31 protein-coding genes and 2 pseudogenes are annotated in these 26,641 nt (G+C 63.8%); 28 read left to right on the forward strand and 5 right to left on the reverse strand.

The window, feature by feature from the left end:
* The first annotated feature begins 13 nt into the window (after positions 1-13).
* The 4 genes from ruvX (at position 14) to B4394_RS16140 (ending at position 3,833) form a co-directional block, all read left to right on the forward strand.
* Positions 14-535 (forward strand): Holliday junction resolvase RuvX, encoded by a 522-nt coding sequence (gene ruvX, locus B4394_RS16125; protein WP_078310686.1) that lies wholly within the window; start codon positions 14-16, stop codon positions 533-535.
* Entirely contained in the window at positions 532-1,818 is a 1,287-nt protein-coding gene (mltG, locus tag B4394_RS16130; protein WP_078315661.1) for an endolytic transglycosylase MltG, read from the forward strand. Before ruvX ends, mltG begins: the two co-directional genes overlap by 4 nt.
* A gap of 18 nt (positions 1,819-1,836) precedes the next feature.
* Complete coding sequence (locus tag B4394_RS16135; protein ID WP_078310880.1) at positions 1,837-2,655, forward strand: shikimate dehydrogenase; 819 nt, start codon at positions 1,837-1,839, stop codon at positions 2,653-2,655.
* 164 nt (positions 2,656-2,819) lie between these two features.
* Positions 2,820-3,833, forward strand: coding sequence for an AurF N-oxygenase family protein (locus B4394_RS16140; protein WP_078310679.1), 1,014 nt, complete (start codon positions 2,820-2,822; stop codon positions 3,831-3,833).
* Here B4394_RS16140 and B4394_RS16145 read toward each other — a convergent pair.
* Entirely contained in the window at positions 3,816-4,535 is a 720-nt protein-coding gene (locus tag B4394_RS16145) for a TetR/AcrR family transcriptional regulator (RefSeq protein ID WP_078310677.1), read from the reverse strand. The genes B4394_RS16140 and B4394_RS16145 overlap by 18 nt on opposite strands.
* Before the next feature lie 9 nt (positions 4,536-4,544).
* Complete coding sequence (locus B4394_RS16150; protein ID WP_078310675.1) at positions 4,545-5,333, reverse strand: methyltransferase domain-containing protein; 789 nt, start codon at positions 5,331-5,333, stop codon at positions 4,545-4,547.
* A 37-nt stretch (positions 5,334-5,370) separates the two neighbouring features.
* Between B4394_RS16150 and B4394_RS16155 the strand changes: the two genes are divergently transcribed.
* The 5 genes and pseudogenes from B4394_RS16155 to aroQ all read left to right on the forward strand — a co-directional run bounded on the left by B4394_RS16155 (position 5,371) and on the right by aroQ (position 9,287).
* Positions 5,371-5,811, forward strand: coding sequence for a prepilin peptidase (locus B4394_RS16155; protein ID WP_078310672.1), 441 nt, complete (start codon positions 5,371-5,373; stop codon positions 5,809-5,811).
* A 66-nt stretch (positions 5,812-5,877) separates the two neighbouring features.
* Entirely contained in the window at positions 5,878-7,116 is a 1,239-nt protein-coding gene (aroC, locus tag B4394_RS16160) for a chorismate synthase (protein WP_078310879.1), read from the forward strand.
* Positions 7,113-7,619: pseudogene (locus B4394_RS16165) on the forward strand (shikimate kinase); the annotation flags it as partial. The gene aroC and the pseudogene B4394_RS16165, both read left to right, overlap by 4 nt.
* A 127-nt stretch (positions 7,620-7,746) precedes the next feature.
* Positions 7,747-8,856, forward strand: a complete 1,110-nt coding sequence (aroB, locus tag B4394_RS16170) for a 3-dehydroquinate synthase (RefSeq protein WP_078310668.1) — start codon at positions 7,747-7,749, stop codon at positions 8,854-8,856.
* On the forward strand, positions 8,853-9,287 hold the full coding sequence (gene aroQ, locus B4394_RS16175) for a type II 3-dehydroquinate dehydratase (protein ID WP_078315662.1): 435 nt from the start codon (positions 8,853-8,855) through the stop codon (positions 9,285-9,287). The genes aroB and aroQ overlap by 4 nt, the downstream gene beginning before the upstream one ends.
* Here the strand turns inward: aroQ and B4394_RS16180 are convergent.
* Entirely contained in the window at positions 9,260-9,760 is a 501-nt protein-coding gene (locus tag B4394_RS16180; protein WP_139360236.1) for a B-4DMT family transporter, read from the reverse strand. The genes aroQ and B4394_RS16180 overlap by 28 nt on opposite strands.
* Before the next feature lie 56 nt (positions 9,761-9,816).
* On the opposite strand from B4394_RS16180, the gene B4394_RS16185 reads away from it, so the two are divergent.
* From B4394_RS16185 to nusB, 3 genes are read left to right on the forward strand one after another with little or no spacing between them, the layout of a single operon-like run.
* Positions 9,817-10,917 carry a M24 family metallopeptidase gene (locus tag B4394_RS16185; RefSeq protein WP_078310663.1) on the forward strand — a complete coding sequence of 367 codons (1,101 nt, stop codon included), beginning with the start codon at positions 9,817-9,819 and terminating at the stop codon, positions 10,915-10,917.
* Between the two features lie 36 nt (positions 10,918-10,953).
* The gene (gene efp / locus B4394_RS16190; RefSeq protein ID WP_078287954.1) at positions 10,954-11,517 is read left to right on the forward strand and encodes an elongation factor P; all 564 of its coding nucleotides are present in this window, start codon (positions 10,954-10,956) and stop codon (positions 11,515-11,517) included.
* The gene (nusB, locus tag B4394_RS16195) at positions 11,510-11,998 is read left to right on the forward strand and encodes a transcription antitermination factor NusB (protein ID WP_078310659.1); all 489 of its coding nucleotides are present in this window, start codon (positions 11,510-11,512) and stop codon (positions 11,996-11,998) included. The genes efp and nusB overlap by 8 nt, the downstream gene beginning before the upstream one ends.
* 52 nt (positions 11,999-12,050) lie before the next feature.
* On the opposite strand, the gene B4394_RS16200 is transcribed toward nusB, so the two are convergent.
* Complete coding sequence (locus B4394_RS16200; protein ID WP_078315663.1) at positions 12,051-12,428, reverse strand: nitroreductase/quinone reductase family protein; 378 nt, start codon at positions 12,426-12,428, stop codon at positions 12,051-12,053.
* Between the two features lie 143 nt (positions 12,429-12,571).
* On the opposite strand from B4394_RS16200, the gene B4394_RS16205 reads away from it, so the two are divergent.
* The 12 genes from B4394_RS16205 (at position 12,572) to B4394_RS16260 (ending at position 23,195) form a co-directional block, all read left to right on the forward strand.
* On the forward strand, positions 12,572-13,498 hold the full coding sequence (locus tag B4394_RS16205; RefSeq protein ID WP_176138323.1) for a DUF4259 domain-containing protein: 927 nt from the start codon (positions 12,572-12,574) through the stop codon (positions 13,496-13,498).
* The gene (locus tag B4394_RS16210; RefSeq protein ID WP_078315665.1) at positions 13,491-14,039 is read left to right on the forward strand and encodes a hypothetical protein; all 549 of its coding nucleotides are present in this window, start codon (positions 13,491-13,493) and stop codon (positions 14,037-14,039) included. The genes B4394_RS16205 and B4394_RS16210 overlap by 8 nt, the downstream gene beginning before the upstream one ends.
* 129 nt (positions 14,040-14,168) lie before the next feature.
* Complete coding sequence (locus tag B4394_RS16215; RefSeq protein ID WP_078315666.1) at positions 14,169-14,900, forward strand: SDR family NAD(P)-dependent oxidoreductase; 732 nt, start codon at positions 14,169-14,171, stop codon at positions 14,898-14,900.
* Positions 14,901-15,100: 200 nt separating this feature from the next.
* Entirely contained in the window at positions 15,101-15,982 is an 882-nt protein-coding gene (locus B4394_RS16220) for an AfsR/SARP family transcriptional regulator (RefSeq protein WP_078310650.1), read from the forward strand.
* A gap of 167 nt (positions 15,983-16,149) precedes the next feature.
* Positions 16,150-17,427 carry a beta-ketoacyl-[acyl-carrier-protein] synthase family protein gene (locus tag B4394_RS16225; RefSeq protein ID WP_078310648.1) on the forward strand — a complete coding sequence of 426 codons (1,278 nt, stop codon included), beginning with the start codon at positions 16,150-16,152 and terminating at the stop codon, positions 17,425-17,427.
* On the forward strand, positions 17,424-18,635 hold the full coding sequence (locus tag B4394_RS16230) for a ketosynthase chain-length factor (protein ID WP_078315667.1): 1,212 nt from the start codon (positions 17,424-17,426) through the stop codon (positions 18,633-18,635). Before B4394_RS16225 ends, B4394_RS16230 begins: the two co-directional genes overlap by 4 nt.
* Positions 18,636-18,662: 27 nt before the next feature.
* The gene (locus B4394_RS16235) at positions 18,663-18,920 is read left to right on the forward strand and encodes an acyl carrier protein (protein ID WP_078310643.1); all 258 of its coding nucleotides are present in this window, start codon (positions 18,663-18,665) and stop codon (positions 18,918-18,920) included.
* Entirely contained in the window at positions 18,917-19,870 is a 954-nt protein-coding gene (locus tag B4394_RS16240; RefSeq protein ID WP_078315668.1) for an aromatase/cyclase, read from the forward strand. The genes B4394_RS16235 and B4394_RS16240 overlap by 4 nt, the downstream gene beginning before the upstream one ends.
* On the forward strand, positions 19,867-20,805 hold the full coding sequence (locus B4394_RS16245) for an MBL fold metallo-hydrolase (RefSeq protein ID WP_212566647.1): 939 nt from the start codon (positions 19,867-19,869) through the stop codon (positions 20,803-20,805). The genes B4394_RS16240 and B4394_RS16245 overlap by 4 nt, the downstream gene beginning before the upstream one ends.
* Positions 20,793-22,031 (forward strand): FAD-dependent oxidoreductase, encoded by a 1,239-nt coding sequence (locus B4394_RS16250; RefSeq protein WP_078310637.1) that lies wholly within the window; start codon positions 20,793-20,795, stop codon positions 22,029-22,031. The genes B4394_RS16245 and B4394_RS16250 overlap by 13 nt, the downstream gene beginning before the upstream one ends.
* 2 nt (positions 22,032-22,033) lie before the next feature.
* Positions 22,034-22,807, forward strand: coding sequence for an alpha/beta fold hydrolase (locus B4394_RS16255; protein ID WP_078315669.1), 774 nt, complete (start codon positions 22,034-22,036; stop codon positions 22,805-22,807).
* Positions 22,794-23,195, forward strand: coding sequence for a lipocalin-like domain-containing protein (locus B4394_RS16260; protein WP_078315670.1), 402 nt, complete (start codon positions 22,794-22,796; stop codon positions 23,193-23,195). The genes B4394_RS16255 and B4394_RS16260 overlap by 14 nt, the downstream gene beginning before the upstream one ends.
* Here B4394_RS16260 and B4394_RS16265 read toward each other — a convergent pair.
* Positions 23,192-23,980 (reverse strand): SDR family NAD(P)-dependent oxidoreductase, encoded by a 789-nt coding sequence (locus B4394_RS16265; protein WP_078310634.1) that lies wholly within the window; start codon positions 23,978-23,980, stop codon positions 23,192-23,194. The two genes, B4394_RS16260 and B4394_RS16265, sit on opposite strands and share 4 nt — an antisense overlap.
* A 10-nt stretch (positions 23,981-23,990) precedes the next feature.
* Between B4394_RS16265 and B4394_RS25795 the strand changes: the two are divergent.
* From B4394_RS25795 to B4394_RS16280, 4 genes and pseudogenes are all read left to right on the forward strand, one after another.
* A pseudogene (locus B4394_RS25795) lies at positions 23,991-24,509 on the forward strand (nuclear transport factor 2 family protein); the annotation flags it as partial.
* Between the two features lie 69 nt (positions 24,510-24,578).
* A complete protein-coding gene (locus B4394_RS25800) occupies positions 24,579-25,181 on the forward strand; it encodes a malonic semialdehyde reductase (protein ID WP_176138327.1) in 603 nt (200 codons plus the stop codon).
* A 19-nt stretch (positions 25,182-25,200) separates the two neighbouring features.
* Positions 25,201-26,151 (forward strand): ACP S-malonyltransferase, encoded by a 951-nt coding sequence (locus B4394_RS16275; RefSeq protein ID WP_170914995.1) that lies wholly within the window; start codon positions 25,201-25,203, stop codon positions 26,149-26,151.
* A 15-nt stretch (positions 26,152-26,166) separates the two neighbouring features.
* Positions 26,167-26,604: a MarR family winged helix-turn-helix transcriptional regulator gene (locus B4394_RS16280; RefSeq protein ID WP_078315672.1), complete on the forward strand. Its 438-nt coding sequence runs from the start codon at positions 26,167-26,169 to the stop codon at positions 26,602-26,604.
* Positions 26,605-26,641 lie beyond the last annotated feature (37 nt).

Below are 26,641 nucleotides of genomic sequence, written 5' to 3' on the forward strand. Positions count from 1 at the left end.
AGTGCCCGACAGCATGGATGACCCGCTCGCGGGAAGACCGACGACCGAAGCGCCCACCCCGGATCGTCCCGGCCCCGACGACCCGGGCCGAGGACGTCGTCTCGGCGTGGATGTGGGTACCGTCAGAATCGGCATCGCATCGAGCGATCCCGACGGAATTCTCGCCACTCCGGTGGAGACGGTTCCGCGGGATGCAAAGGAAGACAGCGATTTTCGCCGTATTGCGGAGTTGATTGAGGAGATGAGCGTGGTCGAGGTCGTTGTCGGCCTGCCGCGCAACCTGCGCGAAGGAACGGGGGCGTCCGCGCGCGACGCGACGGGGTTCGCCCGTGAGCTGGGCAAGCGAATTGCCCCGGTGCCGGTGCGCTTAGTAGACGAGCGTTTCACTACTACTACCGCCCAGCGTTCCCTGCGCGAGGCAGGAGTACGGTCTCGTCAGCAGCGCGGGATCATCGACCAGGCGGCAGCGGTGGCCATTCTGCAGGATTGGCTTGAGCAGCGGCGCCGGTGCGGCAGTGAAGGGGGCACGCGTTGAGCGACTGGCGCGACTGGGACGATCGCCAGGAGCCCGACGACGACTGGGGAGGCGGCCGCCGGGCTGTACCGGTCGCGGTCGGTCCTCGCCCCCGGGAGACTCGTCGTGAACGGGCGCGGCGCAGGGCAGCGGCCCGGCGCCGGCGCAATGCCGGACTCGCGGGCCTTGCGTTGGTCATCATCATCACGGTCGCAGCCGTTGTCGGCGGAGCCACATTGTGGGACAGCCTGTTCGGTGCCGATGCCCCTGTGACCGACTATTCGGGGTCCGGAGTCAAGGACTTTGTGTTCGAGGTGCACCCCGGCGACACCACCAAGGTCATCGGGCAGCGTCTGAAGGATGAGGGCGTGGTGGCCACCCCGATTGCGTTCACCGATGCCGCGCAAGGCAATCAGGCCATCGCTGCGATTCAGCCCGGCTTCTACAAGCTGCGCACCAAGATTCCGGGTAAGCAAGCCGTCGCACGTCTGGCCGAGCAAGACAACCGGGTCGGTCTGCTCGTCATTCCCGAGGGGCGTCAGCTCGACGACGTCTCCGCAGTGGCCAATGGCGCGGTCACCGAGGGCATCTTCACCCTGATCGCGCGTGCCTCCTGTGTGGATCTGGACGGCGAAAAGCACTGTGTGGCCGCATCGGACTTGCGGCAGGCCGCCACGACGGCGTCGCAGGCCGAGCTTGCGGTGCCGGAGTGGGCGTCCAACGGGGTCAACGCCGTACGCGATGACCATCGCCGCATCGAGGGGTTGATCGCCGCGGGGCGGTGGGACTTCGACCCGATGGCTGAGCCGGAGCAGATTCTGGCCTCCTTGATCCGGGAGAGCACGGCGCAGTATCAGCAGCTGGGGCTATTGCAGGCCGACGCGGCCGGATTGTCGCCCTACGAGGTGCTGGTGGTGGCCTCACTGTTGCAGCGAGAGGCCAAGCCTCGCGATTTCGCCAAGGTGGCGCGGGTGGTCTACAACCGACTGGCCAAGCATCAGAAGCTGGAATTCGACTCCACGGTGAACTATCCGTTGGACCGCCAAGAAATCGCGACCACCGACCACGACCGGGAAAACAAGACGCTCTGGAATACCTATGTGTCGCAGGGGCTTCCGGCTACCCCGATCTCTTCGCCGAGCCCGGAGGCGCTGCAGGCGGCCGAGCATCCGGAGCCGGGGGACTGGCTGTACTTCGTCACGATCGATGCCGAGGGCACCACGTTGTTCACCGCCGACTACAACGAACACCTGGCCAATATCGAGCTGGCCAAGAAGAACGGCATCCTGGACAGTGCGCGATGAGCCTCTCGGGTGATGAGCATGAGCGCGGCTGACACTCGCCGTGCCGCGGTCCTCGGATCACCGATCGGGCATTCCCGCTCACCTGATCTGCATCTGGCGGCCTATCGCGCGCTGGGTCTGACCGACTGGACCTACGAACGCATCGAGTGCACGGCGGATCAGTTGCCCGGTGTGGTGGGCGGTGCCGGGCCCGAATGGGTGGGTTTCTCGGTGACCATGCCCGGCAAGTTCGCCGCCCTGGAATCCGCCTCCAGCTGCACCGAGCGCGCGCGATTGATCGGCGCTGCCAACACGCTGGTTCGCGCGGGTGATGGTTGGCATGCCGACAACACGGATGTCGACGGCGTATCCGGGGCGCTGCGTGGCGCCGGGATCGACCCCTCGGGGCACGCGGCGGTGATCGTCGGTGCCGGAGGTACTGCGCGGCCGGCGATCGTCGCGCTGGCGGCCATGGGTGTGCGGTCCCTGACCGTGGTGGCCCGCGATGCCGCCCGGGCGCAGGGTGCTCTCGAATTGGCCGAACGGGTCGGTGTGCCGACATCGGTGACTGGATTCGATGATGTGGCCCTGTCATCGGTGTGCGCGTCATCGGGCGTGCTGGTGAGCACCGTGCCCGCGGAAGCCGCCACCGCCTATGCAGAGTCCCTGGCGGTGGCTCCCGCGATTCTCGACGTTATCTACCACCCGTGGCCCACCGAACTGGCAGCCGCGGCGCACCGCCGCGGCGCGGCGGTGGTTGGCGGTTTAGAGATGCTGCTCAACCAGGCGTTTACCCAGGTGGAGCTGTTTACCGGGCAGCCAGCGCCGCGGGCGGCGATGACCGCCGCCCTGCGCTGACCATTCAGCAATTCGGCGTTGCCGGCCAGTGGCCGTGGGGAGAGTCGGACCCGCGAATGACGGTAAGACCTGCGGAAATCAAATTTATGGGACTTTTGGTCCCATCAGAGGTTGCATGGGATGCCGAGTCCCAGTAAATTGGACGGTAATTCGAGGAGGAAGCAATGCCGCTTTACACCGTCCCCGGGCCGAGCGATTTCGACGCGGAGTACCTGCAGACCCTGCACACGCTGTCCGAAGGCTCGGTGCGCCTGCACTTCGATCCCTTCACGGACATCGACTGGGATGCGCCCGATTACCAAATCGATCGCAACGATCCGCGCTGGGTGCTGAACCCGGAGCTGGACACCCTCGGCGCCACCCAGTGGTACCGGGATCTGCCGCTCGACCGCCAAATCGAGATCGGCCGCTGGCGACTGGCCAATAGCGTCAAGGTCGGGCTTGCCTTCGAGAGCATCCTGATCCGCGGCATGATGCAGTACCTCATGAAGCTGCCGAACGGCTCGCCGGAGTTCCGCTACTGCCTCCACGAGATGACCGAGGAGTGCAACCACATCCAGATGTTCCAGGAACTCGTCAACCGCATCGGTGACGACGTCCCGGGTATGCGCAAGTGGTTCCGCAGGCTGTCACCGATCATCGGCGTGGCGGGCGGCTGGGCCCATGTGGTGCTTTTCATCGGCATCCTCGGCGGCGAGGAGCCCATCGACCACTATCAGAAGTCCTTGATCCGCAAGGACGTCGATCTGCCGCCGGCTGTCCGGCGCACGATGGAAATCCACGTCGCCGAAGAGGCGCGGCATATTTCCTTCGCGGGTGAGTTCCTGCGCGTGCACATGCCGCTGATGAGCGCGCGCAAGCGTGCGCTCTGCACCCTGTTGTTCCCGGTCGTCATGAAGTTGCTGGCCAACGAGATCATGATTCCGCCGCGGTCCTTCGCCGCCGAGTTCGGCATCCCGCGTGAGGTTTTCAAGCAGGCCTTCTGGCGTAGCGCCCACGCTCGGCACACCCTTTCCGAGTACTTCGGGGACATGCGCAAGCTCACCGAAGACATCGGAATGCGGCCGTGGTGGGTGCGCCCGCTGTGGAAGCTGATGCACATCGATGGCCGTCCGTCGCGCTACCGCAGCGAGCCCGACCGTTCACACATGGGCGCGCCGCTAGCGGTTGGCGCCTGACAGTTCGGCGATCGCGGCCATCAATTCGGTCTGCGGATCTAAGGACACGCCCATCGAGCGCCCTGCCCCGTCCAGCACGTACCAGACGTAGTTGGCGAGGTCGTCGACGATCTCGGTGCGACTGCGCACGGGGTCGGTTTCCCGTAGCCATCGGGAGAGGGTTCCTTCGACCATCGTCACGACCGCATAGGTGACCGATTCGAAGGGGCTGTAGTCGATTCCGAGTAGCTCGGTGATCGGGATCAGGACCCCGCGGACACGCTGCTCCATGCGCACCTTGACCGTACTGACCGCATCGACGGCGGGATCCTCGTCCGTGGTACCTGAGCCCATGAACTCATAGCGATGCGGGTAGTCGGTCATCCAATCCAGCACCGCCCGAATGGTTCTGGTGGCGATGTCGTTGATGGAACCCCTGGTGACGTCGAGCTGTGACGAGATTGTCGTATCGAAGTCCTCCATCAGATACGAGCGAATGCGTCGATCGAGGTCCTCGCGGCCCTCGAACTGCCGGTACACCACGGACTTGGCCAGCTCTGCCCGCTTGGCGATTGACTGCACGGGAATCTCGGTGCCGGGCGGCGTTTCGTCGAGCAGTGCGACGGCAGATTCCACGATGCGCGTCTGTCGGGCGGAGTTATGCCGCTCCCAACGTGCCTCATGCCCGGTAAGCGAGCGTTCCTTGGCATTGGTATCCGGCACCGCCCGATTCTATCGACCCACTTCCGCCTTGGATGCCACACAGAAGATCCGGCGGAATCCGAACGGTGTGACGTCGCCGGAAGGCGGATATGCCTGGCGCAGCAGTCCGGCGTATTCCGCCTCGAACTCGGCGAATTCGTCGACCGAGAGCGCCGACACGACAGGCCTCAGTCCGGTGCCGTGCACCCATCGCAACACCGGATCCTCGCCCGCGAGCAGGTGCACATATGTCGTTTCCCAGGCATCCGGGACCAGGCCGGCGGAAAGCGCCAGGCGCGCATAACCTTCGGCCCCGTCAGTGCTCTCGGTTCCACGCAGCACCCCACCCAATCGCGATGCCCAGCGCGGCGATTCGGCCACCTGGCGCATCAGCGCATGGGAGGGCGCGCCGAAGTTGCCAGGAACCTGAAAGGCCAGCCAGCCGCCCGGATTGAGCTGCTGTGCCCACCCGGTGATGAGCTCGCGGTGCTGCGGAAGCCATTGCAACGCCGCATTGGTGAACAGCACGTCTACTCCGTCTGCCCGGAAGTCCGCGATATCGCCTCGCTCGAGATGCAGATTGGCGGGTAGGTCGGCTGGTGCGGTGGCCAGCAGTTCGGCGGAGGAGTCCAGTCCCAGTACCGAAGCGTTGGGCCATCGGCGGGCCAAGTCGACAGTCAAGATTCCACTGGCGCAACCCAAGTCAACGACGGTACGCGGATCCGAGGCCGGCACCCGAGAAAGAAGTTCGTAGAACGGGCGACTGCGTTCGTCACCAAATCGGCTGTATTCCTGTGCGCTCCACAATGTCGTCGTCACTACTCCAAATCTAGCCGCGCGGCGTTACATTCCCCACATGATTTTCGGGGCGGGGGTGGCGGTGCTGTGCTGGATGGCGGCGCTGTCGTATTTCGACATCAGGTACCGCAGGCTGCCGAATTGGCTCACTCTGCCCGCGGCCGTGGGGGTCGTCGCGGTAGCGATACTCGACCGCAGTCCGCCGATGGCGGCGGGTGCGGCGGCACTGACTGGCCTGTATCTGGTGGCGCACCTGCTGTCGCCGCGTGCGATGGGGGCTGGGGACGTGAAGCTCGCCTTTGGCACCGGCGGCCTGGCGGGGGCATTCGGATTGGACGCGTGGTTCCTGGCGGCGATCGGTGCGCCGCTGCTCACCGGCCTGATCGGCGCGCTGTTCCTTGCCCGCGGACGTCGGGGCGTCTCGGTTCCGCACGGACCGTCGATGTGTCTGGCCACCGCATCGGCTGTCGGGTTGTTGGCCCTGGCACCAGGCATCTGACAAAGAACCATCCACTGTCCCGATCGATTTGGAAGACCGGAGTGCCCGCATGGGACAATGGCACACGTGTTGCGCTGGATCACGGCAGGTGAATCGCATGGACGTGCATTGGTCGCGGTCATGGAAGGCATGGTCGCTGGTGTCGAACTGACATCGGAAGACATTGGCAGGCAGCTGGCGCGTCGCCGCCTGGGCTACGGCCGAGGGGCGCGGATGGCCTTTGAGGCCGATCAGGTCACCATGATCGGCGGCGTGCGACACGGTCTGACCTTGGGCGGGCCGGTGGCCATCGAGATCGGTAATACCGAATGGCCCAAATGGGAGACCGTAATGTCTCCGGACCCCGTCGACCCTGCCGAGCTGGAGAACATCGCGCGCAACGCGCCACTGACACGGCCCCGTCCCGGACATGCGGACTACGCGGGCATGCTCAAGTACGGATTCGACGACGCTCGTCCGGTGCTGGAGCGGGCCAGTGCGCGCGAGACCGCGGCCCGTGTCGCGGTGGGCACCATTGCCAAGGCATTCCTCAAGCAGGCCCTGGGCGTCGATGTCATCTCGCACGTCATCTCCATCGGAGACTCTGAGCCCTACGACGGGCCGGTTCCGGGCGTTGCGGACCTGGCCGCCATCGATGCCAGCCCGGTGCGGGCGTTCGACGCGCAGGCCGAGTCATCGATGATCGGCGAGATCGAAGCCGCCAAGAAGGATGGCGACACCCTCGGTGGCGTGGTAGAAGTCGTGGTCGCGGGCCTGCCTGTCGGACTTGGCTCCTTCATCAGTGGTAACGACCGGCTGGACAGCCAGCTGGCCGCGGCCATCATGGGGATCCAGGCCATCAAGGGCGTTGAGATCGGCGACGGTTTCACCACCGCTCGCCGGCGTGGCAGTGCCGCGCACGACGAGATCTACCCGGGCCCCGACGGCATCCTGCGCTCCACCAATCGTGCCGGAGGCCTTGAAGGTGGCATGACGAACGGCCAGCCGCTGCGGGTGCGGGCGGCCATGAAGCCCATCTCCACTGTGCCGCGGGCGCTGGCCACCGTCGACATGTCCACCGGGGACGAAGCTGTCGCAATCCACCAGCGTTCCGACGTGTGCGCGGTGCCGGCCGCTGGGGTGGTCGCCGAGGCGATGGTCGCGCTGGTGGTGGCGCGTGCCGCACTGGAGAAATTCGGTGGCGACTCGCTGTCCGAGACGAAGACCAATGTCGGTGCGTACCTGGATGCGGTGGCGCAGCGGGAACCACGCCGGGAATCGTCCGATGAGCAGCTTGCGCGAAGAGCGGCTAACACAGCGGGATGAGCCCCAAAGCCGTTCTTGTCGGGCTGCCCGGATCGGGTAAGTCCACCATTGGCCGTCGGCTGGCAAAAGCGTTGGACGTCAACATCTATGACACCGACAACGGCATCGAGACAGCGGCCGGTCGCACCATCGCCGACATCTTCGCCGCCGACGGCGAACCGGAATTCCGGCGTATCGAGGAATCGGTGATTCGGCAGGCGCTTGATCAGCAAGATGGAGTGGTTTCGCTCGGCGGCGGCGCCGTGCTCACTCCAGGAGTCCGGGAAGCGCTCGCCGGGCATACTGTGGTGTATCTCGAAATCAGTGCCGCGGAGGGGATTCGGCGCACCGGGGGAAGTGTGGTGCGTCCGCTGCTCGCCGGACCGGATCGTGCCGAGAAGTATCACGCCCTGATGTCGCAGCGGGTGCCGCTGTACCGCGAGGTTGCCACCATCAAGGTCAACACCGACCGGCGAAACCCCGGTGCCGTGGTGCGGATGATCGTCTCCCGGTTGGAGAATCCGGATGCACCCGTCTCCTCGCGGCGGCGACGTCCCCGTCGGCGTCCCCGTTCACGACGGCGTGCGTCGGGCGTCATCGCCCCCGCGCGTACCGACCCTTCCGGAACCGAAACCAAGGAGTGAGCCGACAATGACTAGCGCCGAGCCGACAACGATCACCGTCGAGGTGAATCCGCCCTACCCGGTAATCGTGGGGACGGGTCTGCTGGGTGAGCTGGTGGGCGCGCTCAAGGGTTCCGACAAGGTGGCGATCCTGCATCAGCCCACTCTTGCCGTCACGGCCGAAGAAATTCGGAAGACCCTGGCCGACACCGGAATCGATGCGCACCGGGTCGAGATTCCCGATGCTGAGGCCGGTAAGGATCTGGCCGTGCTCGGCTACATCTGGGAGGTGCTGGGCCGGATCGGGATTGGACGCAAGGACGCTGTCGTCAGCCTTGGGGGAGGAGCTGCCACCGATACGGCCGGCTTCGCCGCGGCCACGTGGCTGCGCGGGGTGAAGGTGGTGCACGTACCCACCACGCTGCTCGCCATGGTCGACGCCGCGGTTGGCGGTAAGACAGGTATCAACACCGATGCGGGCAAGAACCTTGTCGGCGCGTTCCACCAGCCGGGGGCGGTGCTGGTGGACCTGGCGACCCTCGATTCGTTGCCGCGTAACGAGATCGTCGCCGGGATGGCCGAAGTGGTAAAGGCAGGTTTCATCGCCGACCCGGTGATCCTTGATCTCATCGAGGCCGACCCGCAGGCCGCGATCGATCCGTCCAAGCCGGTGCTGCGCGAGCTCATCGAACGCTCCATCGCGGTCAAGGCGAAGGTGGTGGCGGCCGACGAAAAGGAGGCCGAGCTGCGCGAGATCCTCAACTACGGCCATACCCTCGGGCACGCCATCGAGCGGCGTGAGCGGTACCGGTGGCGCCACGGTGCGGCGGTATCGGTCGGTTTGGTGTTCGCCGCGGAACTGGGGCGATTGGCCGGTCGTCTCGATGACGAGACCGCTGATCGCCATGCGCGGGTGCTTTCGGCCCTCGGGCTGCCAATACGTTACGACGCCGACGCGCTGGGACAACTCGTCGAATCCATGCAGGGCGATAAGAAGACCCGCTCGGGCATACTGCGTTTCGTGGTGCTCGACGGGTTGGCCAAGCCGGGACGATTGGAAGGTCCCGATCCGTCACTGCTGGCCGCCGCGTACTCGGTGGTGGCCAGTCCGAGCTCTGGCGAGGGAGTGATGTTGTGACGATCCAGATTCTCAACGGCCCGAATCTGGGCCGTCTCGGTAAACGAGAGGCCGCCGTCTACGGCAGTGTGACCTATGCCGAGCTGGTGTCTCTCATTGAGGCTGAGGCCGGCGCATTGGGTGTGGAAGTTCAGGTACGGCAGACCGATAGTGAAGCCGAACTTCTCGGCTGGGTTCACGCCGCCGCCGACGCCAAGGATCCGGTGATCCTCAATGCCGGTGCGTTCACCCATACCTCGGTGGCACTACGGGACGCGTGCGCCGAACTGACCGCCGGACTCATCGAGGTGCATATCTCGAATGTGCATGCGCGCGAAGAGTTTCGGCATCACTCATACCTGAGTGCGCTCGCCACCGGCGTGATCGTCGGGCTGGGCGTCCAGGGATATCTGCTGGCGCTGCGCTACTTCGTGACGTCGACTTCTTCCTGAACTGCCTGGAACACGTCGGTATCGGACTGCTGGAGCGCCGCGTGCTCCCTTTCCTTGCGGTCCACGAGCAGTCGGCCGACAAATACGCCCACCATGGCGGGCGCGAACACCAGCAGAGCCACGAACGCGGCGGTGGTGGTGAGCTCGGCGAGGATGCTCGCCGCATAGATCCCGTCGTTGAACAGGCTGATCAACCAGACCACCAGGCCACTGACGACCCCGGCGAAAATGCCGCCCAGCAGCCACCACATGGCTAGGTCCTCACGGCGATCTGGATCTGGATTGCGCTGGGCGTCGCCGCGGCCGTCGGTGATCGCCCAGGCCGTCACCGCCGCGACGAACACCAGGACCAGCGCGATGTTGATCACGGTGCCGTGGGTCTCCCACACGCTGATGGCCAATCCCTGCACCACACGGATCAGCACCATGAGGATGGCGAAGACGGCGCCACGGGTGAGCCATTGAGTCGTCATAGAACGTGTTCCACCGTCGGGCATGGGCCCAGCGTATCGCGGTAGCGTCGACACCTATGACGACCGTCCTCAGCCATACCGACCGCAGGGAACGGCTCCGCGAGGGGCTGCGTGCGGACGGGCTCGATGCGCTTTTGGTGACCGATCTGGTCAACATTCGCTATCTGACCGGTTTCACCGGGTCGGCGGCGGCGCTGTGGGTGGCCGCTGGGGACGGGCCGGATGAGCAGGCAACCGTGCTGTGCACCGACGGCCGCTACCGCACACAGGCTGCCGCACAGGTCCCTGACCTGCGCGCCCTGATCGACCGTGGGTACGGCGCGGCGCTGGTCGCGCTGGCCGGGACCGGGCGCGCGGGTTTCGAAAGCCATGTGGTGACCGTCGACGGATACGACAAGCTGACGGCGGCAGCCTCGGATATCGAGCTTGTACGGGCGCCGAATCGAGTGGAGAAATTGCGGGAGGTGAAAGACGAGTCCGAGGTGCTCTTACTCGAAAGGGCTTGTGCCGCAGCCGACACCGCATTGTCCGCGTTGATCGCGACCGGCGGGATCCGGCCCGGGCGCACCGAGCGTGAGGTGGCGCGTGACCTGGAGAACCTCATGTGCGAGCACGGGGCGGACGGCACCTCATTCGAGACGATCGTCGCCGCCGGGCCACACTCTGCGATACCGCATCATCGGCCCACCGACGCGGTGCTGACTGATGGTGACTTCGTGAAGATCGACTTCGGAGCGCTGGTCGCCGGGTATCACTCCGACATGACCAGGACTCTGGTGCTGGGCTCGGTGTCACCCTGGCAGCAGGAGATCTATGAACTGGTGCTGGCCGCGCAGGCGGCGGGTCGGGCGGCGCTGGCGCCCGGGGCATCGCTGAAGGGCGTCGACGCCGCGGCCCGCGATGTCATCGCCGCTGCGGGATACGGACAGAACTTCGGCCACGGCCTCGGGCACGGGGTGGGGTTGCAGATCCACGAAGCACCGGGTATCGGTGCCGGCGCCACCGGTACACTGCTTGCTGGCTCGGCGGTGACAGTCGAGCCAGGGGTCTACCTGCCCAACCGGGGCGGAGTCCGGATCGAGGACACGCTCGTGGTGCGGCCCGACGGGCCGGAGCTGTTGACCCGGTTCCCCAAGGAACTCACCGTCATTAATTGAGTAGTACTGAACAGTTACGCAAGGAGACAGACGACTGTGGCTTCAACCGCCGATTTCAAGAACGGCCTGGTGCTCAACATCGATGGTCAGCTGTGGCAGATCACCGAGTTCCAGCATGTGAAGCCCGGTAAGGGACCGGCGTTCGTGCGCACCAAGCTCAAGAACGTGCTGTCGGGCAAGGTCGTCGACAAGACGTTCAACGCGGGCGTCAAGGTCGAGACCGCGACCGTGGACCGCCGCGACACCACTTACCTGTACCGCGACGGCGACTCGTTCGTGTTCATGGACAGCCAGGATTTCGAGCAGCATCACCTTTCCCCAGAGCTGGTCGGCGGCGCCTCGCGCTTCCTGCTGGAGGGCATGACCGTGCAGGTCGCCTTCAACGAGGGCGCCGCGCTGTACATCGAGCTTCCGGTGACCGTCGAGCTCGTGGTCACCCACACCGAGCCGGGCCTGCAGGGCGACCGCTCCAGCGCGGGCACCAAGCCGGCCACGATGGAAACCGGCGCCGAGATCCAGGTTCCGCTGTTCATCAACACCGGCGACCGCCTCAAGGTCGATTCACGTGACGCCAGCTACCTCGGCCGTGTGAATGGCTGAAACCGGCTCGACCGGCCGGGCGTCGTCTGCCAAGGGAGGCCGTCGTAAGGCTCGCAAGCGAGCAGTGGACCTGCTGTTCGAGGCGGAGGCGCGGGATATGACGGCCGCCGCGGTGGCCGACGAGCGCCGCGCCTTGGCGGAGTCGAAGCCGGACGTGGAACCGCTGAACCCGTACACGGTGACTGTCGCGCACGGTGTGACCGAGCACGCCGCCCACATCGACGAGCTAATCGCTTCGCACCTGCAGGGCTGGACATTGGCCCGGCTGCCCGCCGTCGATCGCGCGATCATGCGGGTCGCGGTGTGGGAGCTGCTGCATGCCGAGGACGTCCCCGAGGTAGTCGCCGTCGATGAGGCCGTGGAGCTGGCCAAACAGCTCTCCACCGATGAGTCTCCGGCGTTTGTGAACGGTGTGCTGGGTCAGCTCATGCTGGTGACCCCACACATTCGGGGCGGCTCCGCCGCTAATTCGGCGGAGTAGCTCAGCCGAGCCGGATCTCGAACACCGGGATCACCCGGTCGGTCAGCGTCTCTTACTCCGCGAATCCGGGGGCACGCTGCTTCACGATTTCGAACACCCGATCGCGCTCGGCGCGGGGGAGTTCGACGGCCGTGGCGTTGGACTTCGGGTTCGCGGCGATCTCCACCTCGACGCTCGGGTTGGCGCGCAGATTCGCCACCCAGGCGGGATTCTTCGGCCTGCCCGCCGACGAACCCACGATGTAGGCCGTACCGTCGATATTGAAGTAGGCCAACGGATTCACACGTTGTGCGCCCGATTTTGCGCCCGTGCTGGTCAGCAGCAGGAGCGGAAACCCCTCGAACTGGCCGCCGACCTTGCCCCCGTTGGCGCGGAACTCGGCGATGTTGGCCTCGTTGAATGACTGCTCGGTGCCCGATGGTTCGGTCATCGCGGTCTCGATTCTCTCGGTGACGGGGTCGAGCCTAACGGCCTGTTGTGGATCACGAGGCGAGCAACCACAAGGTTGCCCGATCACGGCAGGGAGCCCGCCCCGGTATGCATGATGCACGGTGTTCTGCCACGATTAGCTGCATGGGTACGTGGGGCGAAGGGCCGTTTGATAACGATGATGCCGCAGACTTTCTGAGTGACCTGAGGGAGAGCGATGATATCGAGCTAGAACTGGCTCGATATCTACGATTGGCGACCGGAGAGTATGTCGAGGCGCCCGAGGGCGCATCCGCCGTGGCCGCCGCTGCGGTAGTTGCTCTCTTATGTTCAGACACGGTGGATCCGGCGGTGGTGCCCTGGTCGGAAGACGTTGCCAACATCCGTATCAAGCAAACCCAAGCGCATGCCCTCGGACTGCTGGCGAGTGCGGCGATCGCGCGAGTGACCGGCACCGGCAGTGAACTCGCGGATCTTTGGGAGGACGGCGATGCGAGCCAGTGGCGCGCCATCGTCGGTGCTGTCGATGCCTCGCTGCGTGGAATCGGCACACCGGACTATCACGATTGGGCCCCCTACCCGGGGCTGGTCGAGGCAGCCGCCATCGCGCTACGCGATCCCGATGTGGCCCTTGATGAGTTGACTGCCGTCGTCAACCTGCCGGATGTTCGGGTCTTCACCCTGGATCGTGAACCCACCGAAGATTCCCGAGGTCTCTGGCAGGAGGTGGCGCTTGTCGACGGTCGTCGCCTCATCATGTGGCACGGCGAGGACAAATCCGGACGGTACGACTCCGTGGAATTCACCTCGACGGTTCGCACGGTCCCGTTGTCCGCCATCACGGGGCAAGAGTTGCGCACCACATACCAGGACATTGACGGGGTGCGGTCATTGTTGGCCGTCGAACTCTGGCTATCCACGGCGATACCGGACAAGACACGTGCCGTCTCAATCTCGGAGACGGAATGGGTGGTCGACGATTTCTACTTCGCCAAGTCGATCGTCGACGGTGGGCTCGCACAGATGGAACGGCTCCTGCAATTCGGACGGGCGGTGGCTCAGCATGTTTGATCCCGGTGCAGATTGGGCGACCTTGCCGCGGCTGGAGAGCGCCGTTGAGGTGTTCACCCCGAACGCAGACCTGGTGATCGACCAGCTGCGTGGTGTCGTCGACTTCGAGCGGGTGTCTGCGTTCGTGCTGAGCCGAGGTACCGAGACGCACAACTGGGGCGAGATGCATTGGTGCGAAGTCGCATTGGTCGAAGGTGGCCGGATGATCTTGTGGTTCGGCAAGGACGGCCACTGTGCGGGGCATGGGGGGCGCGCTCCACACCCGACACTGTCGGCGACGATGCGCACCTTCCCGCTCTCTGAAATCAGCGATCAGTCGCTGGTTACCGAGTATGACGTGGAGCCGGATGGATCACGGGTTCTCACCGCGGTTCATGTGACGGTCTACACGTCGACGACGTACCGGAGTGTGAAGACGTCGTTAGAAGAGCATCGCCACAGCGTCGAGGACTTCCGTTTCTCAAAGTATTCGAACCAGGGTGTGGCACAGATGAACAGGCTCATCGAGTTCGCGGGGGCGTTGTCCCGGCAGACACGCTGACAGTATGTCGACGGTCCGCACCCCTCCTCGGTCGGCGGACGGACGTGCTTGAGCGGTTCTTGAGTTATCGAAGGGACATTGGATGCGACGAACTGCGGAGGAAATAGGGAAGCTCAAGGACGGGGTGTTATGCGGGGTCGGGTTGTTCTCATCACCGGCTCCTCGAGAGGGATCGGGTTGGCGACGGCACGCCTTGCCAAGGCTGCCGGCGCGGAGGTAGTTCTGCACGGACGTACCGCTTCTGCTGCACTCGGTGAGAGGGCAGCGGAAATGGATGCACAGCACGTCGTCGCCGACGTCGGCGATCATGACGACGTCCGCAGCGCGGTTCAGGAAGTTGTGCGTGCTCACGGCCGTATCGATTCCCTGGTGAACTGTGCCGGGGTCGCGGCGCCGCGGGCGTTCGCCGAGTTGACGAGGCTGGACTGGGATCAGCATCTGACTGCGAATCTGATTGGCGTGTTTAACTTTTGCCAAACCGTGGCGCCGCACATGCCCCGGGATGGCAGTGGGAGGATCGTGAATGTCTCCTCCATGCGGGGCAACTTGCCCATGGCCACCGCACGGGGCATGGCCTACTCCGCCTCGAAGGCTGCACTGAATAGCTTTACTGTGGCGCTCGCGAAGGAGCTGGCGCCGGAAATCTTGGTTAATGGCCTGGCACCGGGACTCATCGAGACCGACTTGATCGCCGGCCTGAATCCATTGAGCCGCACGGAGGCCGAATCATCGTTGCTTGGCCGAATAGGTACACCATTGGAAATAGCGGAGATGCTGATATTTCTGGCCAGCGAGAAAGTCAGTTATATGACAGGCCAGATCATTACGGCGGACGGCGGGTCGGAACTTGGCAACCGGTAGGGCGACAATATGTCATATGTAACGAAGTCTGTCACATATTATCACCGAGATCATGCGATGTTAATCGTACAGTAACTCTCGTACTAAGCGGATGTGTATGCGACCGGTTAAGCTGGGAAGATACTGAGAGACCATCAATAAATATAGACCAGCAGCACATTGGCGTGCCCCTGAATGGTACCACGCGGAGGTAATGCAGAATGGTTGTACGCGCAGAGGCTAATATCCTCGGTCCGTTGTCACTGACCGCTTCGTCGCCATCTGGTGAGCGGGATGCAACACCATCGGCGAAGAAACAACGTCAAGTTCTTGCCATGCTTCTGGCAAGGACCGGGCGTTTCGTGCCGGCCGCCGTGCTCATCGACGAACTATGGGATGACGAGCCACCTAAGAGTGCAACAACTGTTGTACAGACATACATCCTCAGTATCCGCAAGACAATTGCCAAAGAGTTTGATATGAGCGTCGCCCAGGTTGCGTCGTCCATGTTGCAGACCAAGAACATGGGCTACCTGTTCAGTCCACAAGATATCAACCTTGACCTGCGTAGATACCAAAGTCTCATCGAATCCGCCCGGTGTGCTAAAGAGTCCGGAAACGATCATCAGGCAGTTCTATTGTATGTCAATGCCGAGAAAACATGGACCGGCCCCGCGTTTGTGGATATCGAGGTTGGGCGTCTTCTCGCGTCCGAAAAAGATCAGGTCGAATGCATATTTCTGGCCAATTTGGAATTGCGTATTGAGGCTCAATTGCGCCTCGAAAGATACCGCGAAGCCGCGATCGACCTTGCCTTATGGGTGTCCCGCTTCCCGTATCATGAACGGCTGTACGCATACTATATGTACGCGCTTTGTCTCGCGGGGTGGCGTGACAAGGCGCTCGGGGTATTCCAGCTGGCGAGAAAAACACTTGCGGCAGGGCTCGGGTTGGAGCCCTGTGTGAAATTACAGAGATTGCATGGCGATATATTGGCCTCATCCGATGATACGGTGGCTGAAAGAATGAGAACCGAGCACGGCAGGTTCCTTACGGGCCTAATTCCGCACACTGTCACTGGGCTGACATCGCAGGTTTCCTGATAGGTAATTAGCACGGCCAAATCCACCAGCAATGCTGGTGGATTTTTCTTGCCATTTTTACGCCGGGCCAGCCGTTTCATCGCGAATGCAACTGCTTGAGTGGTCTTTGAGTAGCCGTTCCTCACAATGTATCGGACAGCAATACCGATACATATGAGAGGTGGGAGATGGAGCGAAGAGTAGTCATCACCGGCATCGGTGTCCGCGCGCCAGGTGGTCGCGGCGCCGACGAGTTCTGGCAACTGCTGGCCGCTGGACGGACCGCGACCCGGGGCATCTCCTACTTCGATGCTTCGCCCTACCGGTCCCGGATCGCCGGAGAGGCCGACTTCGATGCCGAGCAGGAGGGTCTGTCGCACAAGGAGATTCGCCGCATGGACCGGGCCACCCAGTTCGCGGTGGTCTGTACCCGCGAGGCGGTAGCCGATAGCGGCCTGGATGTGAACAGACTCGACCCCTATCGGCTAGGCGTCAGCCTGGGCAGCGCAGTGGCCGCGGCCACCAGCTTGGAGCAGGAATATCTGGTGCTGTCGGATTCCGGGCGAAACTGGCTTTCGGACCAGAAGGCCTTGTCGCCACACATGTTCGACTACATGATTCCCAGTGTGATGCCGGCCGAGGTGGCCTGGACAGTGGGGGCACAGGGCCCGGTGACGATGGTGTCCAACGGATGCACTTCGGGGCTGGACTCGGTGGGACATGCCGTGGCGTTGATTCGTGAGGGCAGCGCCGACGTGATGCTCAGCGGTGCCGCAGACACCCCGATCACGCCGATTGTGGTGGCCTGCTTTGACGCGATCAAGGCAACGAGCACGCGTAATGACACCCCGGAGACGGGCTCTCGCCCCTTCGACGGCTCTCGCAACGGATTTGTGCTCGCTGAGGGCGCAGCGATGTTCGTGCTGGAGGAGTTTGAACATGCGCGCGCCCGCGGTGCCCAGATATACGCAGAGGTATCGGGATACGCCACCAGATGCAACGCCTACCACATGACCGGCCTGAAGATCGACGGGCGGGAGATGGCCGAAGCCATCACGATCGCGCTGGACGAAGCACGGCTCGACCCGACCAAGATCGACTACATCAACGCCCACGGATCGGGTACCCGGCAGAACGACCGCCACGAAACAGCGGCGTTCAAGCGCAGTTTGGGTGAGCACGCCTATCGCACCCCGGTGAGCTCGATCAAGTCCATGGTCGGACATTCCCTGGGCGCCATTGGGTCCGTCGAGATCGCCGCGTCCCTGTTGGCGATCAAGAACCAGGTAGTCCCGCCGACCGCGAATCTGCACGAGGCGGACCCGGAGTGCGACCTCGACTACGTCCCCATCACGGCACGTGATCATCACACCGAACACGTGCTCACCGTGGGCAGTGGCTTCGGGGGATTCCAGACCGCGATGGTGCTGAGTCGCCCGACCGAGATGTTGGGGGCATCGGCATGACACGCGTACTGGTCACCGGCATCGGAATCCTGGCCCCAAATGGCCTGGGCACCGAAAATTATTGGGAAGCAACAGTATCGGGGCACACCGGTATCTCGACGCTAGACAGATTCGACGTCTCCGGGTACACGAGCACATTGGCGGGGCAGCTCACCAATTTCAACGCCAAGGAGTTGCTGCCGGGACGGCTGCTGCCGCAGACCGACATCTCTACCCGGCTGGCCCTCGTGGCCGCGGAGTGGGCACTGGGCGATGCGAAAGTGGACCCGGAGGAATTCACCGACTATGAGATGGGTGTGGTCACCTCGACCGCTTCGGGCGGCTTCGAGTTCACCCACCGGGAGTTCCAGAAGTTGTGGTCTCAGGGCTCGGAGCACGTCAGTGTGTATGAATCGTTTGCCTGGTTCTATGCCGTCAACACCGGCCAAATCTCGATTCGGCACGGAATGCGCGGGCCCAGTAGTGCTTTGGTCGCCGAACAGGCGGGCGGTCTCGATGCGCTCGGGCATGCGCGCCGTACGGTGCGGCGTGGCACCACACTGGTCGTCTCCGGAGGGGCGGATTCGGCTCTCGACCCGTGGGGCTGGACGTCACACATCTCCACCGGCAATGTCACGAGGGCAACCGATCCAGCGCAGGGCTACCTTCCGTTCGACCAGAGAGCGAACGGATATGTGCCCGGAGAAGGGGGATGCATTCTCATCTGCGAAGACGCAGATTCCGCAGCGGCTCGCAATGCCCCCAACATCCACGGGGAAATCGCCGGATATGCCTCGACATTCGACCCGGCCCCGGGCTCGGGCCTGCCCGGCGGTCTGGCCCGTGCGGCACAGATGGCGATTGCCGACGCTGGGATGACACCGGCCGATATCGATGTGGTCTTCGCCGACGCGGCCGGCGTGACCGGCGCGGACGCCGCGGAAGCCGAGGCCATCGCGGCGGTCTTCTCACCTCGGGGCGTGCCCGTGACGGCGCCAAAGTCGATGACCGGCAGGCTCTATGCGGCCGGTGGCCCGCTGGATGTGGCGACGGCGCTGCTGTCCCTGCGGGACGGCGTCGTCCCGCCGACGGTCGGTACCACAGACGTGCCAGAGCGCTATCAGATCGATCTTGTGCAGGGTCAACCACGTGAGGCGTCATTGTCAGCCGCCTTGATTCTCGCGCGGGGCCGGTGGGGATTCAACTCCGCCGTCGTCGTGCGTCGCTGAACACGAAAATCACTGAAGGAGAGAGAAATGGCCGAAGTTACGCTTGCCCAGCTGCATAAGATCCTGGTGGCTTGCGCCGGTGGCGAGGACGACACCGAGATCAGTCCCGAGAGCGCGACGATTGAGTTCGAAGAGCTCGGTTACGACTCGTTGGCCCTGATGGAAACCGCCGCCCGGTTGCAGCGGGAGTACGGGGTGCATATCGCCGAAGAGGACCTGGCTGACCTGACCACGCCGCAGCAGATGCTGGATGTCATCAACTCTCAGCTGGCCGGTGCGGCATGACATCCCAGGTGACACATACTTTGACGCACTCGCGAGAAATCGCGTCCCCCGCGGAGACGGTTTACTCGCTGGTGGCGGACGTGACCCGGTGGCCGGTCATCTTCGGCCCGACCGTGTACGTGGACCTGCTCGAGCACAGCGACACCGGCGAGCGGTTCCACATTTGGGCGACAGTCAATGGTGCAGTGCGGGATTGGGTCTCGCGGAGGAGCTTTGACCCGCAGGCCATGCTCGTCGAGTTCGCTCAGGAGCGCAGCGCGGCGCCCATTACCTCGATGGGCGGTAGTTGGAAGTTCACCGGCCTGCCCGGCGGGCGCACCAAGGTGGTGCTGGACCATCACTTCATGGTCGCCGGGGACGATGCCGCGCAGGACTCCATCGTCACGGCCGTCAACAACAACAGCGAAAAGGAACTGGCGGCCTTGGGGCTGGTGGCCGAATGCGGTTATCTGCCCGGGGAAATCATCCAGGTATTCGAGGACACCGTGCAGCTGCCGGGAAGCGCCGCCGATATCTACACATTCGTGGAACGCAGTGACCTGTGGCCGAAGCGGTTGCCACACGTTGGCCGGGTCAACCTGGTGGAGACCGTAGACGGTGTGCAGGACATGGAAATGGATACCGTCACCAGCGACGGCAGCAGCCACACCACGCGGTCGGTGCGGCTGTGCTTTAGCCCAAACAAGATTGTGTACAAGCAACAACTGCCGCCCGCGCTGCTGCTGGGGCACAGCGGGGTGTGGGAGTTCACCGATGGTCCAGACGGTGCGGTGGCCACCTCGCGGCATATGGTCGCCATCAACCCGGCGGCAATAGCGCCGGTACTTGGCGCTGGCCAGGGTATCGGCGACGCACAGCAGTACCTGCGAAATGCGCTGGGTGCCAACAGCAAAGCGACCCTCGCCCACGCCGGTTACTGGGCAGAGTCTCTCGCGGAAAACCTCAGTTGACCTCCGGGCTGGCGGCACGGGGCACCGACCGGATCACCGAGATCGCAGACGGTGTCTACGCGTATCTGCAGCTCCCCGGGGGCTGGTGCCTCAGTAACTCGGGAATCGTAGTGAGCCCGGACGGCGCGGTCGTCATCGACACCCTGGCCACGGAGAGCCGTAACCGGCGGCTGGTGGCGGCGGTCGACGGATTGGCTCCGGGCTCGCACCGCACCGTGGTCAACACCCACTTCCACGGCGACCATCACTTCGGTAATCACCTGTTTGGCCCGCAGGCGACAATTATCGCCCACGAGCGCGCCCGGACAGAGATGGACGAGGCAGGCCTGGCGCTCACCCAACTATGGCCCCAGGTCGAATGGGGTGATGTCAGAGTCACGTTGCCGTCGGTCACCTTCACCGATCGGCTCCGCCTACATATCGGCGACCGCGCAGCGGAGCTGATCCATTTCGGCCCGGCGCACACCACGAACGACGCGGTGGTGTGGCTTCCCCAGGACAAGATCCTGTTCGCCGGGGATATCGTGCTCTCGGGTGCGACCCCTTTTAATCTGATGGGCTCGGTCGAGGGTGCGTTGCGTGTCATCGGTGAGCTGGCTCAATTGGGTGCCGAAACTGTGGTGTGCGGTCATGGCCCGCTGACGGGGCCCGAGGTGTTCGCGCAGACCACCGCCTATCTGACCTGGATCCAGCAGCTGGCCGCCGAGGGGTCTGCCGACGGCGTTGGACCGCTCGAGGCCGCACGCCGTGCCGAGCTGGGCGAGTTCGCGGGGCTGATCGACTCAGAACGGCTGGTGGGCAACCTGTACCGCGCCTATGCCGAACAGGGCGCGGCACCACGGGACAGTGAGTTCGGGGCACCCCTTGACGTGATCGCGGCATTCGATGACATGGTCAGTTACAACGACGGGCAGGTGCCCGAATGCCTGGCGTAGCCGTCGACGTCTGCGTGATCGGCGGAGGTCCAGCGGGGCTGATGGCCGGTCTGGTGCTGGCCCGGTTCGGTCTGGATGTCACTGTTCTGGAGAAGCATGCGGACTTTCTGCGTGACTTCCGCGGCGATACTGTTCACCCGTCGACTCTGCAGGCGATGGATGAGCTGGGGCTGATCGACCAGTTTCTCGAGCTGCCCCACGCCAAGGCTGAAACACTGCCGATAGCAACCGATTCCGGGCAATTGCTCTTCGCCGACTTTCGGGCGCTGCCGGGCAAGTACCGCTATCTCGCGTTCATGCCGCAATGGGACGTGCTGAACTTCATCGCCACCGCCGCCCGCCGGTACCCGGGATTTCACCTTTTACAACGAGTTGAGGCCACCGAACTGATCCACGATGGTGAGGACGTGGTGGGTGTGCGGGCAAACGGCCCGGACGGCGCGCTGCAGATCCGGGCCACACTGGTCATCGCAGCCGACGGGCGGCGTTCACTCGTGCGGAACACCGGATCACTTGACCTTGCCGCTTCTACCGCGCCCATGGATGTGTTGTGGTTCCGGGTGAGCCGCGAAGCCGGCGACCTGATTCCGGCGGTGCGCAGCGGCAAGGGCTACTTCATCGTCTGCCTCAACCGTGAGCACTATTGGCAAGTCGCGTACATGATCCCCAAAGGGGGCTACGAGCAGACGCGGCGTGATGGCATCGAAGCGCTACGGGCGGCGATCGCACGGATCTATCCGGTATTGGCCGACAGACTGGCCGCGGAGCTGCGCGATTGGAGCAGCTTTCATCTGCTCGATGTGCGCGTCGACCGATTGCGGCAGTGGTACCGGCCGGGTCTGCTGGCGATCGGTGATGCGGCACATGCGATGTCGCCGGCCGGTGGTGTTGGTATCAATCTGGCAGTGCAGGATGCCATCGCCGCGGCTCGCCTACTGGGCCCGGTATTGGCGTCCGGAGCCCGGCCGTCGACGGCGCAATTGGCGCGCGTGCAACGCCGACGTGAGTATCCGGTGCGGATAGTGCAGTGGGCCCAGTTACATCTCCTGGCCGACCTCTATCCGACGGCTGGCCGTGCGCCCGCCGAGCGGCCGCTCCTCATACGGCTAATCCGCACATTTCCCATGCTGCCCAGGCTTATCGCGCGGGTCATAGGCCGAGGCCTGCGGCCTGAACCCGTACCCCCACCGCTGGTAGGGGCGCAGTCAGAATCCATGGAGGCATAGATATGACGACATATGTATTGGTACACGGCGCATTTCATGGAGGGTGGTGCTGGGAACGGCTGACTCCGGTTCTGGAGGCAAGTGGTCACCAGGTCTATGCGCCCTCGCTGACCGGACTGGGCGACAGGGCCGCCGAGCTGGGGCCGGATGTGGGTCTGGACGCGCACGTGAGTGATGTCGCCGGGCTGATCGTGGACGAGGACCTGACCGATGTCGTGTTGGTGGGGCACAGCTACGCAGGCATTGTCGTCACGGCCGTCGCGGACCAGATTCCCTCCCGGATAGGCCTTCTGGTGTATCTGGACACGTTCGTCGCGCACGACGGCGAGGCCGTTGCCGACATTCTTCCGGTCAACGTGCAGGCCTTCGCGGATGCGGCGCAGGCCGAGGGCGACGGCTGGTGTGTGCCGGTGGCCGGTATGCCCCCCGGGGTGGAAGGCTGCTACGGGGTGACCGACGAGCCCGATCTGAGCTGGCTGCGGTCGATGCAGAGCCCGCAGTCCCTACGCACTTTCACCGATGTTCTTCGGCTGGGTAATCCGGCGCAGCTGGAGAGTGTCCCGCGGGCGCACATCCATTGCTCCGGCGGCGGTGAGGCATGGACGTCCCTGCGTCGGCAGTTGATGCCACGTTCTTATCCACCAGCAGGGGAGCCAGTGCGTGAACTCGACACTGGCCATGACGCCATGATTACCAAGCCTGACGAGTTGGCAGCGATCCTTGACGACCTGGTGACGGCGCACGCCCGCAGCGGATCCGCCCATGCACTGCAATGAGGGGGAGCCGGTCCGGCCCGATCACCTCGTGGGGCAGTGGCGGCTGGAGTCCTATTACGATCTCGACGAGAGCGGCGGCACCAGCGAGGGGCCGCTCGGTGAATCGCCGATCGGTCTGCTCTATTACGGGGCCGAAGGTGCGTTGTCGGTCAGCATGATGCGCGGTGAACAAGTGCCCGGCGCAGTCCCGTTCATGGGATACGCCGGGCACTGGCACGTTGACGGGCCGCTAGTGCTGCATCAGATTGTGGTGTGCTCCAACCCCGCCTGGGCAGGCACCGTGCAGACACGTCAGTACGACTTCGATGGCGATACGCTGACGCTGATCGGTGTGCTCCAGCAGGGAGGCAAGCAGCAGCGACGCATCCTTGCCTGGCGGCGGGTTTAGTAGTTACCCAGGCCGCCACAGACATTGAGGGCCTGAGCGGTTACCGCATTGGCGCCGGGGCTAATCAAGTAGTCGACCATGGCCGCTACCTCTTCGGTATCCACGTATCGCCCGATGGGTACGCGAGCGGCGACCCGCTTGCCGGCTTCCTCGGCATCAACACCCCACAAGGTTGCGTAGGTCTCACGGACCCGTTCGGCCATCGGCGTCTCCACGAATCCTGGGCACACGGCGTTAACCGTCACACCGGTCTTCGCCAATTCGAGGCCCAATGCCTTGGTGAATCCGACCATCCCGTGCTTGGACGCCGAGTACGGTGCGCCGTGCAGGACACCCTGCTTGCCGCCGGTGGACGCGATGTTGATGATTCGGCCCCAGCCCTGGTCGAGCATCCCGCCGGTGGTGAGTGCCGCTTTGGTCATCAGGAAAACGCTGTTGAGATTGGTGTTGATGACGTCGAACCACAGTTCGTCGGTGATGTCTTTGGTGATTCCGCCGCCGTTACGGCCGGCATTGTTGACCAATATATCCACTGGCCCATAGCGATCCACAGCAGCGGTGACATAAGCGCGTATCTGCTCGGGCGCAGTAACGTCACAGGTCACGCCGTCAGCCTCATAGCCGTCGGCCTGTAGTTGTTTGATGGTTTGGCTGAGTGACTCCTCGCTACGGGCACAGAGGAACACCGCGAAATCCTGTTTCGCCAAATGCTGCGCGATCGTCAAACCCATGCCGCTGGTCGCGCCGGTGATGAGAGCAACTTTACGAGTCGTTGTCGAAGTCATGAAGGTGACTATGCACGGCACCGCTATAGCTCCGGTCAAGCCCGGGTGTATTGCCCTTGACCGATATTCGAGCCTCGTTAGGGAAACTGGCGACACCGAAGTGCCAGGCCAGGCGGATAAGACTAAGGAGCCGACCGTGACGACCGTTGACATCAGCACAAGCCTCTACACCGAGGTGCAGCAGTTCTACTCCAGACAGATGCAGCGACTCGACGGGCAGGACATCGAAGGCTATGCGGCCACCTTTACCGAGGACGCGATTTTCGACCACACCACCGCGCTACCCGCCAGCGTCACGAGAGCCGGAATCATCAACGATCTGTACGACTTTCGTGAGATGGGTAAGCACGATCCGGTGCAGAAGCGGCACTACTTCTCCATGATCGACCTCGAATACATCGATACCGACGAGATTCGTTCAACCGTCTATTGCCTGGTGATCAAGACCAGGCCAGGTAAGCCCGCTGAGGCCAACCCGAGCTGTGTCGTTCACGATGTGCTTGTGCGCGTCGACGGCGAGCTGCAGACAAAGTCGCGGCATGTGAGATATGACAGTGATTCCCCACTGCTGCAAGGGGAAACAGCGCATGAACCGGAGCTGACGGCTCAGGAAGGTCTGGCACTGCCTGCCGCCTCGCAGAACCTGCTGTTCCGTGAGGCCCGCACCGCCAATACCTTCACCGACGAGCCGGTCTCGGACGAGCAGGTGCAAGCCATCTACGAGCTGATCAAATTTGGGCCGACATCGATGAATCAGCAGCCGCTTCGCATTGTCTTGGTGCGTTCCGGTGAAGCACGGTCACGGCTGGTCAAGCACCTGCTCGGGACTAACCAGGCCAAGACCCTTGCCGCCCCACTTGTGGCGATTCTGGCTGCCGACTTGAATTTTCACGATGAGCTGCCCACCCAGTTCCCGCATCTTCCTGAGGCCAAGGACTACTTCGCGGAAGCGGAGGCGCGTGCCGCGTCGGCGAGAACCAATGCGTTGATCCAGGTTGGCTACGTCATTTTGGGTATCCGGGCGGCGGGTCTGGCGGCGGGACCGATGACGGGATTCGACGCGGATGCCGTGGACCAAGAGTTTTTCCCCGACGGAGTCCACCAATCTCTGGTCGTGGTGAATATCGGCAAGCCCGGGCCCGATGCCTGGCACCCGAGGCTCCCTCGCCTCGCCTATGACGATGTCGTCACTTCGGTCTAGCGGATACAGGAGCATGAACATGTTTGCAATGGTGATGCCGGGACAAGGTGCGCAACGCAAAGGCATGATGACCCCCTGGCTGGATGCTGCCGGATCCGCCCGGATCGACGAATTCTCGGAAGCCGCCGATCTTGACCTGCGCCACTATGGTTCGGCGGCCGAGAACGACGAGATTACCGACACCGCGATAGCTCAGCCGCTCATCGTCGCTACCTCGCTGCTGGTTTTCGAGCGCCTTCGCGACGAACTGAGGCTGCCGGACCGGATGATTTTCGCCGGTCATTCCGTGGGGGAGCTGGCTGCCGCAGCGGCCGCCGGTGCCATCGCCCCGCGAGATGCCGTCCGGCTAGCCAGGCTTCGCGGTCTGGCAATGCGCCGTGCCTGTGACCATGAACCCACGGGCATGGCAGCAGTGGTCGGTGGCGGCTTGTGCGAGGTGACCCGTGCGGTGGAGGAGCTGGGCCTGTTCGTGGCGAATGTGAACGGTCCAGGACAAGTGGTGGCCGCCGGTCGGCTCGAGGAGCTGGATCACTTGCGGGCCAACCCGCCGGCCGACACCCAGGTCAAATTGCTGCAGGTGGCTGGAGCCTTCCATTCTCCCTACATGGCGGCTGCCGAGGCGGAATTCGGTGCGGCATTGGACAGCGCTGCTGTGGTGACAGCCCCGCACCCGTTGCTGTCGAACGCTGACGGGGCACTCGTCACCGGGCCGTTGGATCTCAAACACCGGCTGGTCCAGCAGCTGACTCGCCAGGTGCGGTGGGATCTTTGTGCCCAGTCGCTTCGCCAGTACCGCGCGGATGTTCGCATCGAATTGGGCAAGGGAGCGCTCAGCGGGCTGACTCGCCGGGAAAAGCCAGTGCCACAATCAATTCAAGTATCGGCCCCGGAAAATATCGCGTTGGTTCGGGAAGCTCTTACCCAGCGGGAGAACGTGTCCGGATCCATCGGGCCTCGCCTGGCCTCGTGACGAGTAGGTCCTCCGATGGCATCGGTGGATAACGGCGTACCGGAGGTTCCCCTCGGTTATCTACTCACCCGCACCGCGGCACTATTGCAGCGGCAGGCGGCGGCCGGGTTGGAACCCCTCGGCTTATCCCTCTCGGCCTTCCTCTGTATGCAGATTCTGCACGCGGCCCCCGGTTCGTCGAACTCTCAGCTCGCCCGTACGGCGCGCGTGAGCAGACAGGCGATGTGTGATGTGCTGCAGCAGCTTCAGGACGAGGGGCTTGTCACGCGGCCAATGTCCGCGGAACAGGGCCGGACATTACCCGCCTCCCTCACCCGGCAAGGGCTGCAGCGTCTTGACACGGCCCGCCAAGAAGTCGCGTGCGCGGAGCATCGAGTAACGGTCGCTCTGACAGACGAGGAGCGTGGGAAGCTCAAATCGCTGCTCGCGCAGCTGAGTATGCCGACGGTCTGATGGCCGGCGGCCGTCAGGAACGGCGACTCAGAGTGGG

This window comes from Mycobacterium sp. D16Q16, assembly GCF_002013745.1.
Lineage (GTDB): Bacteria > Actinomycetota > Actinomycetes > Mycobacteriales > Mycobacteriaceae > Mycobacterium.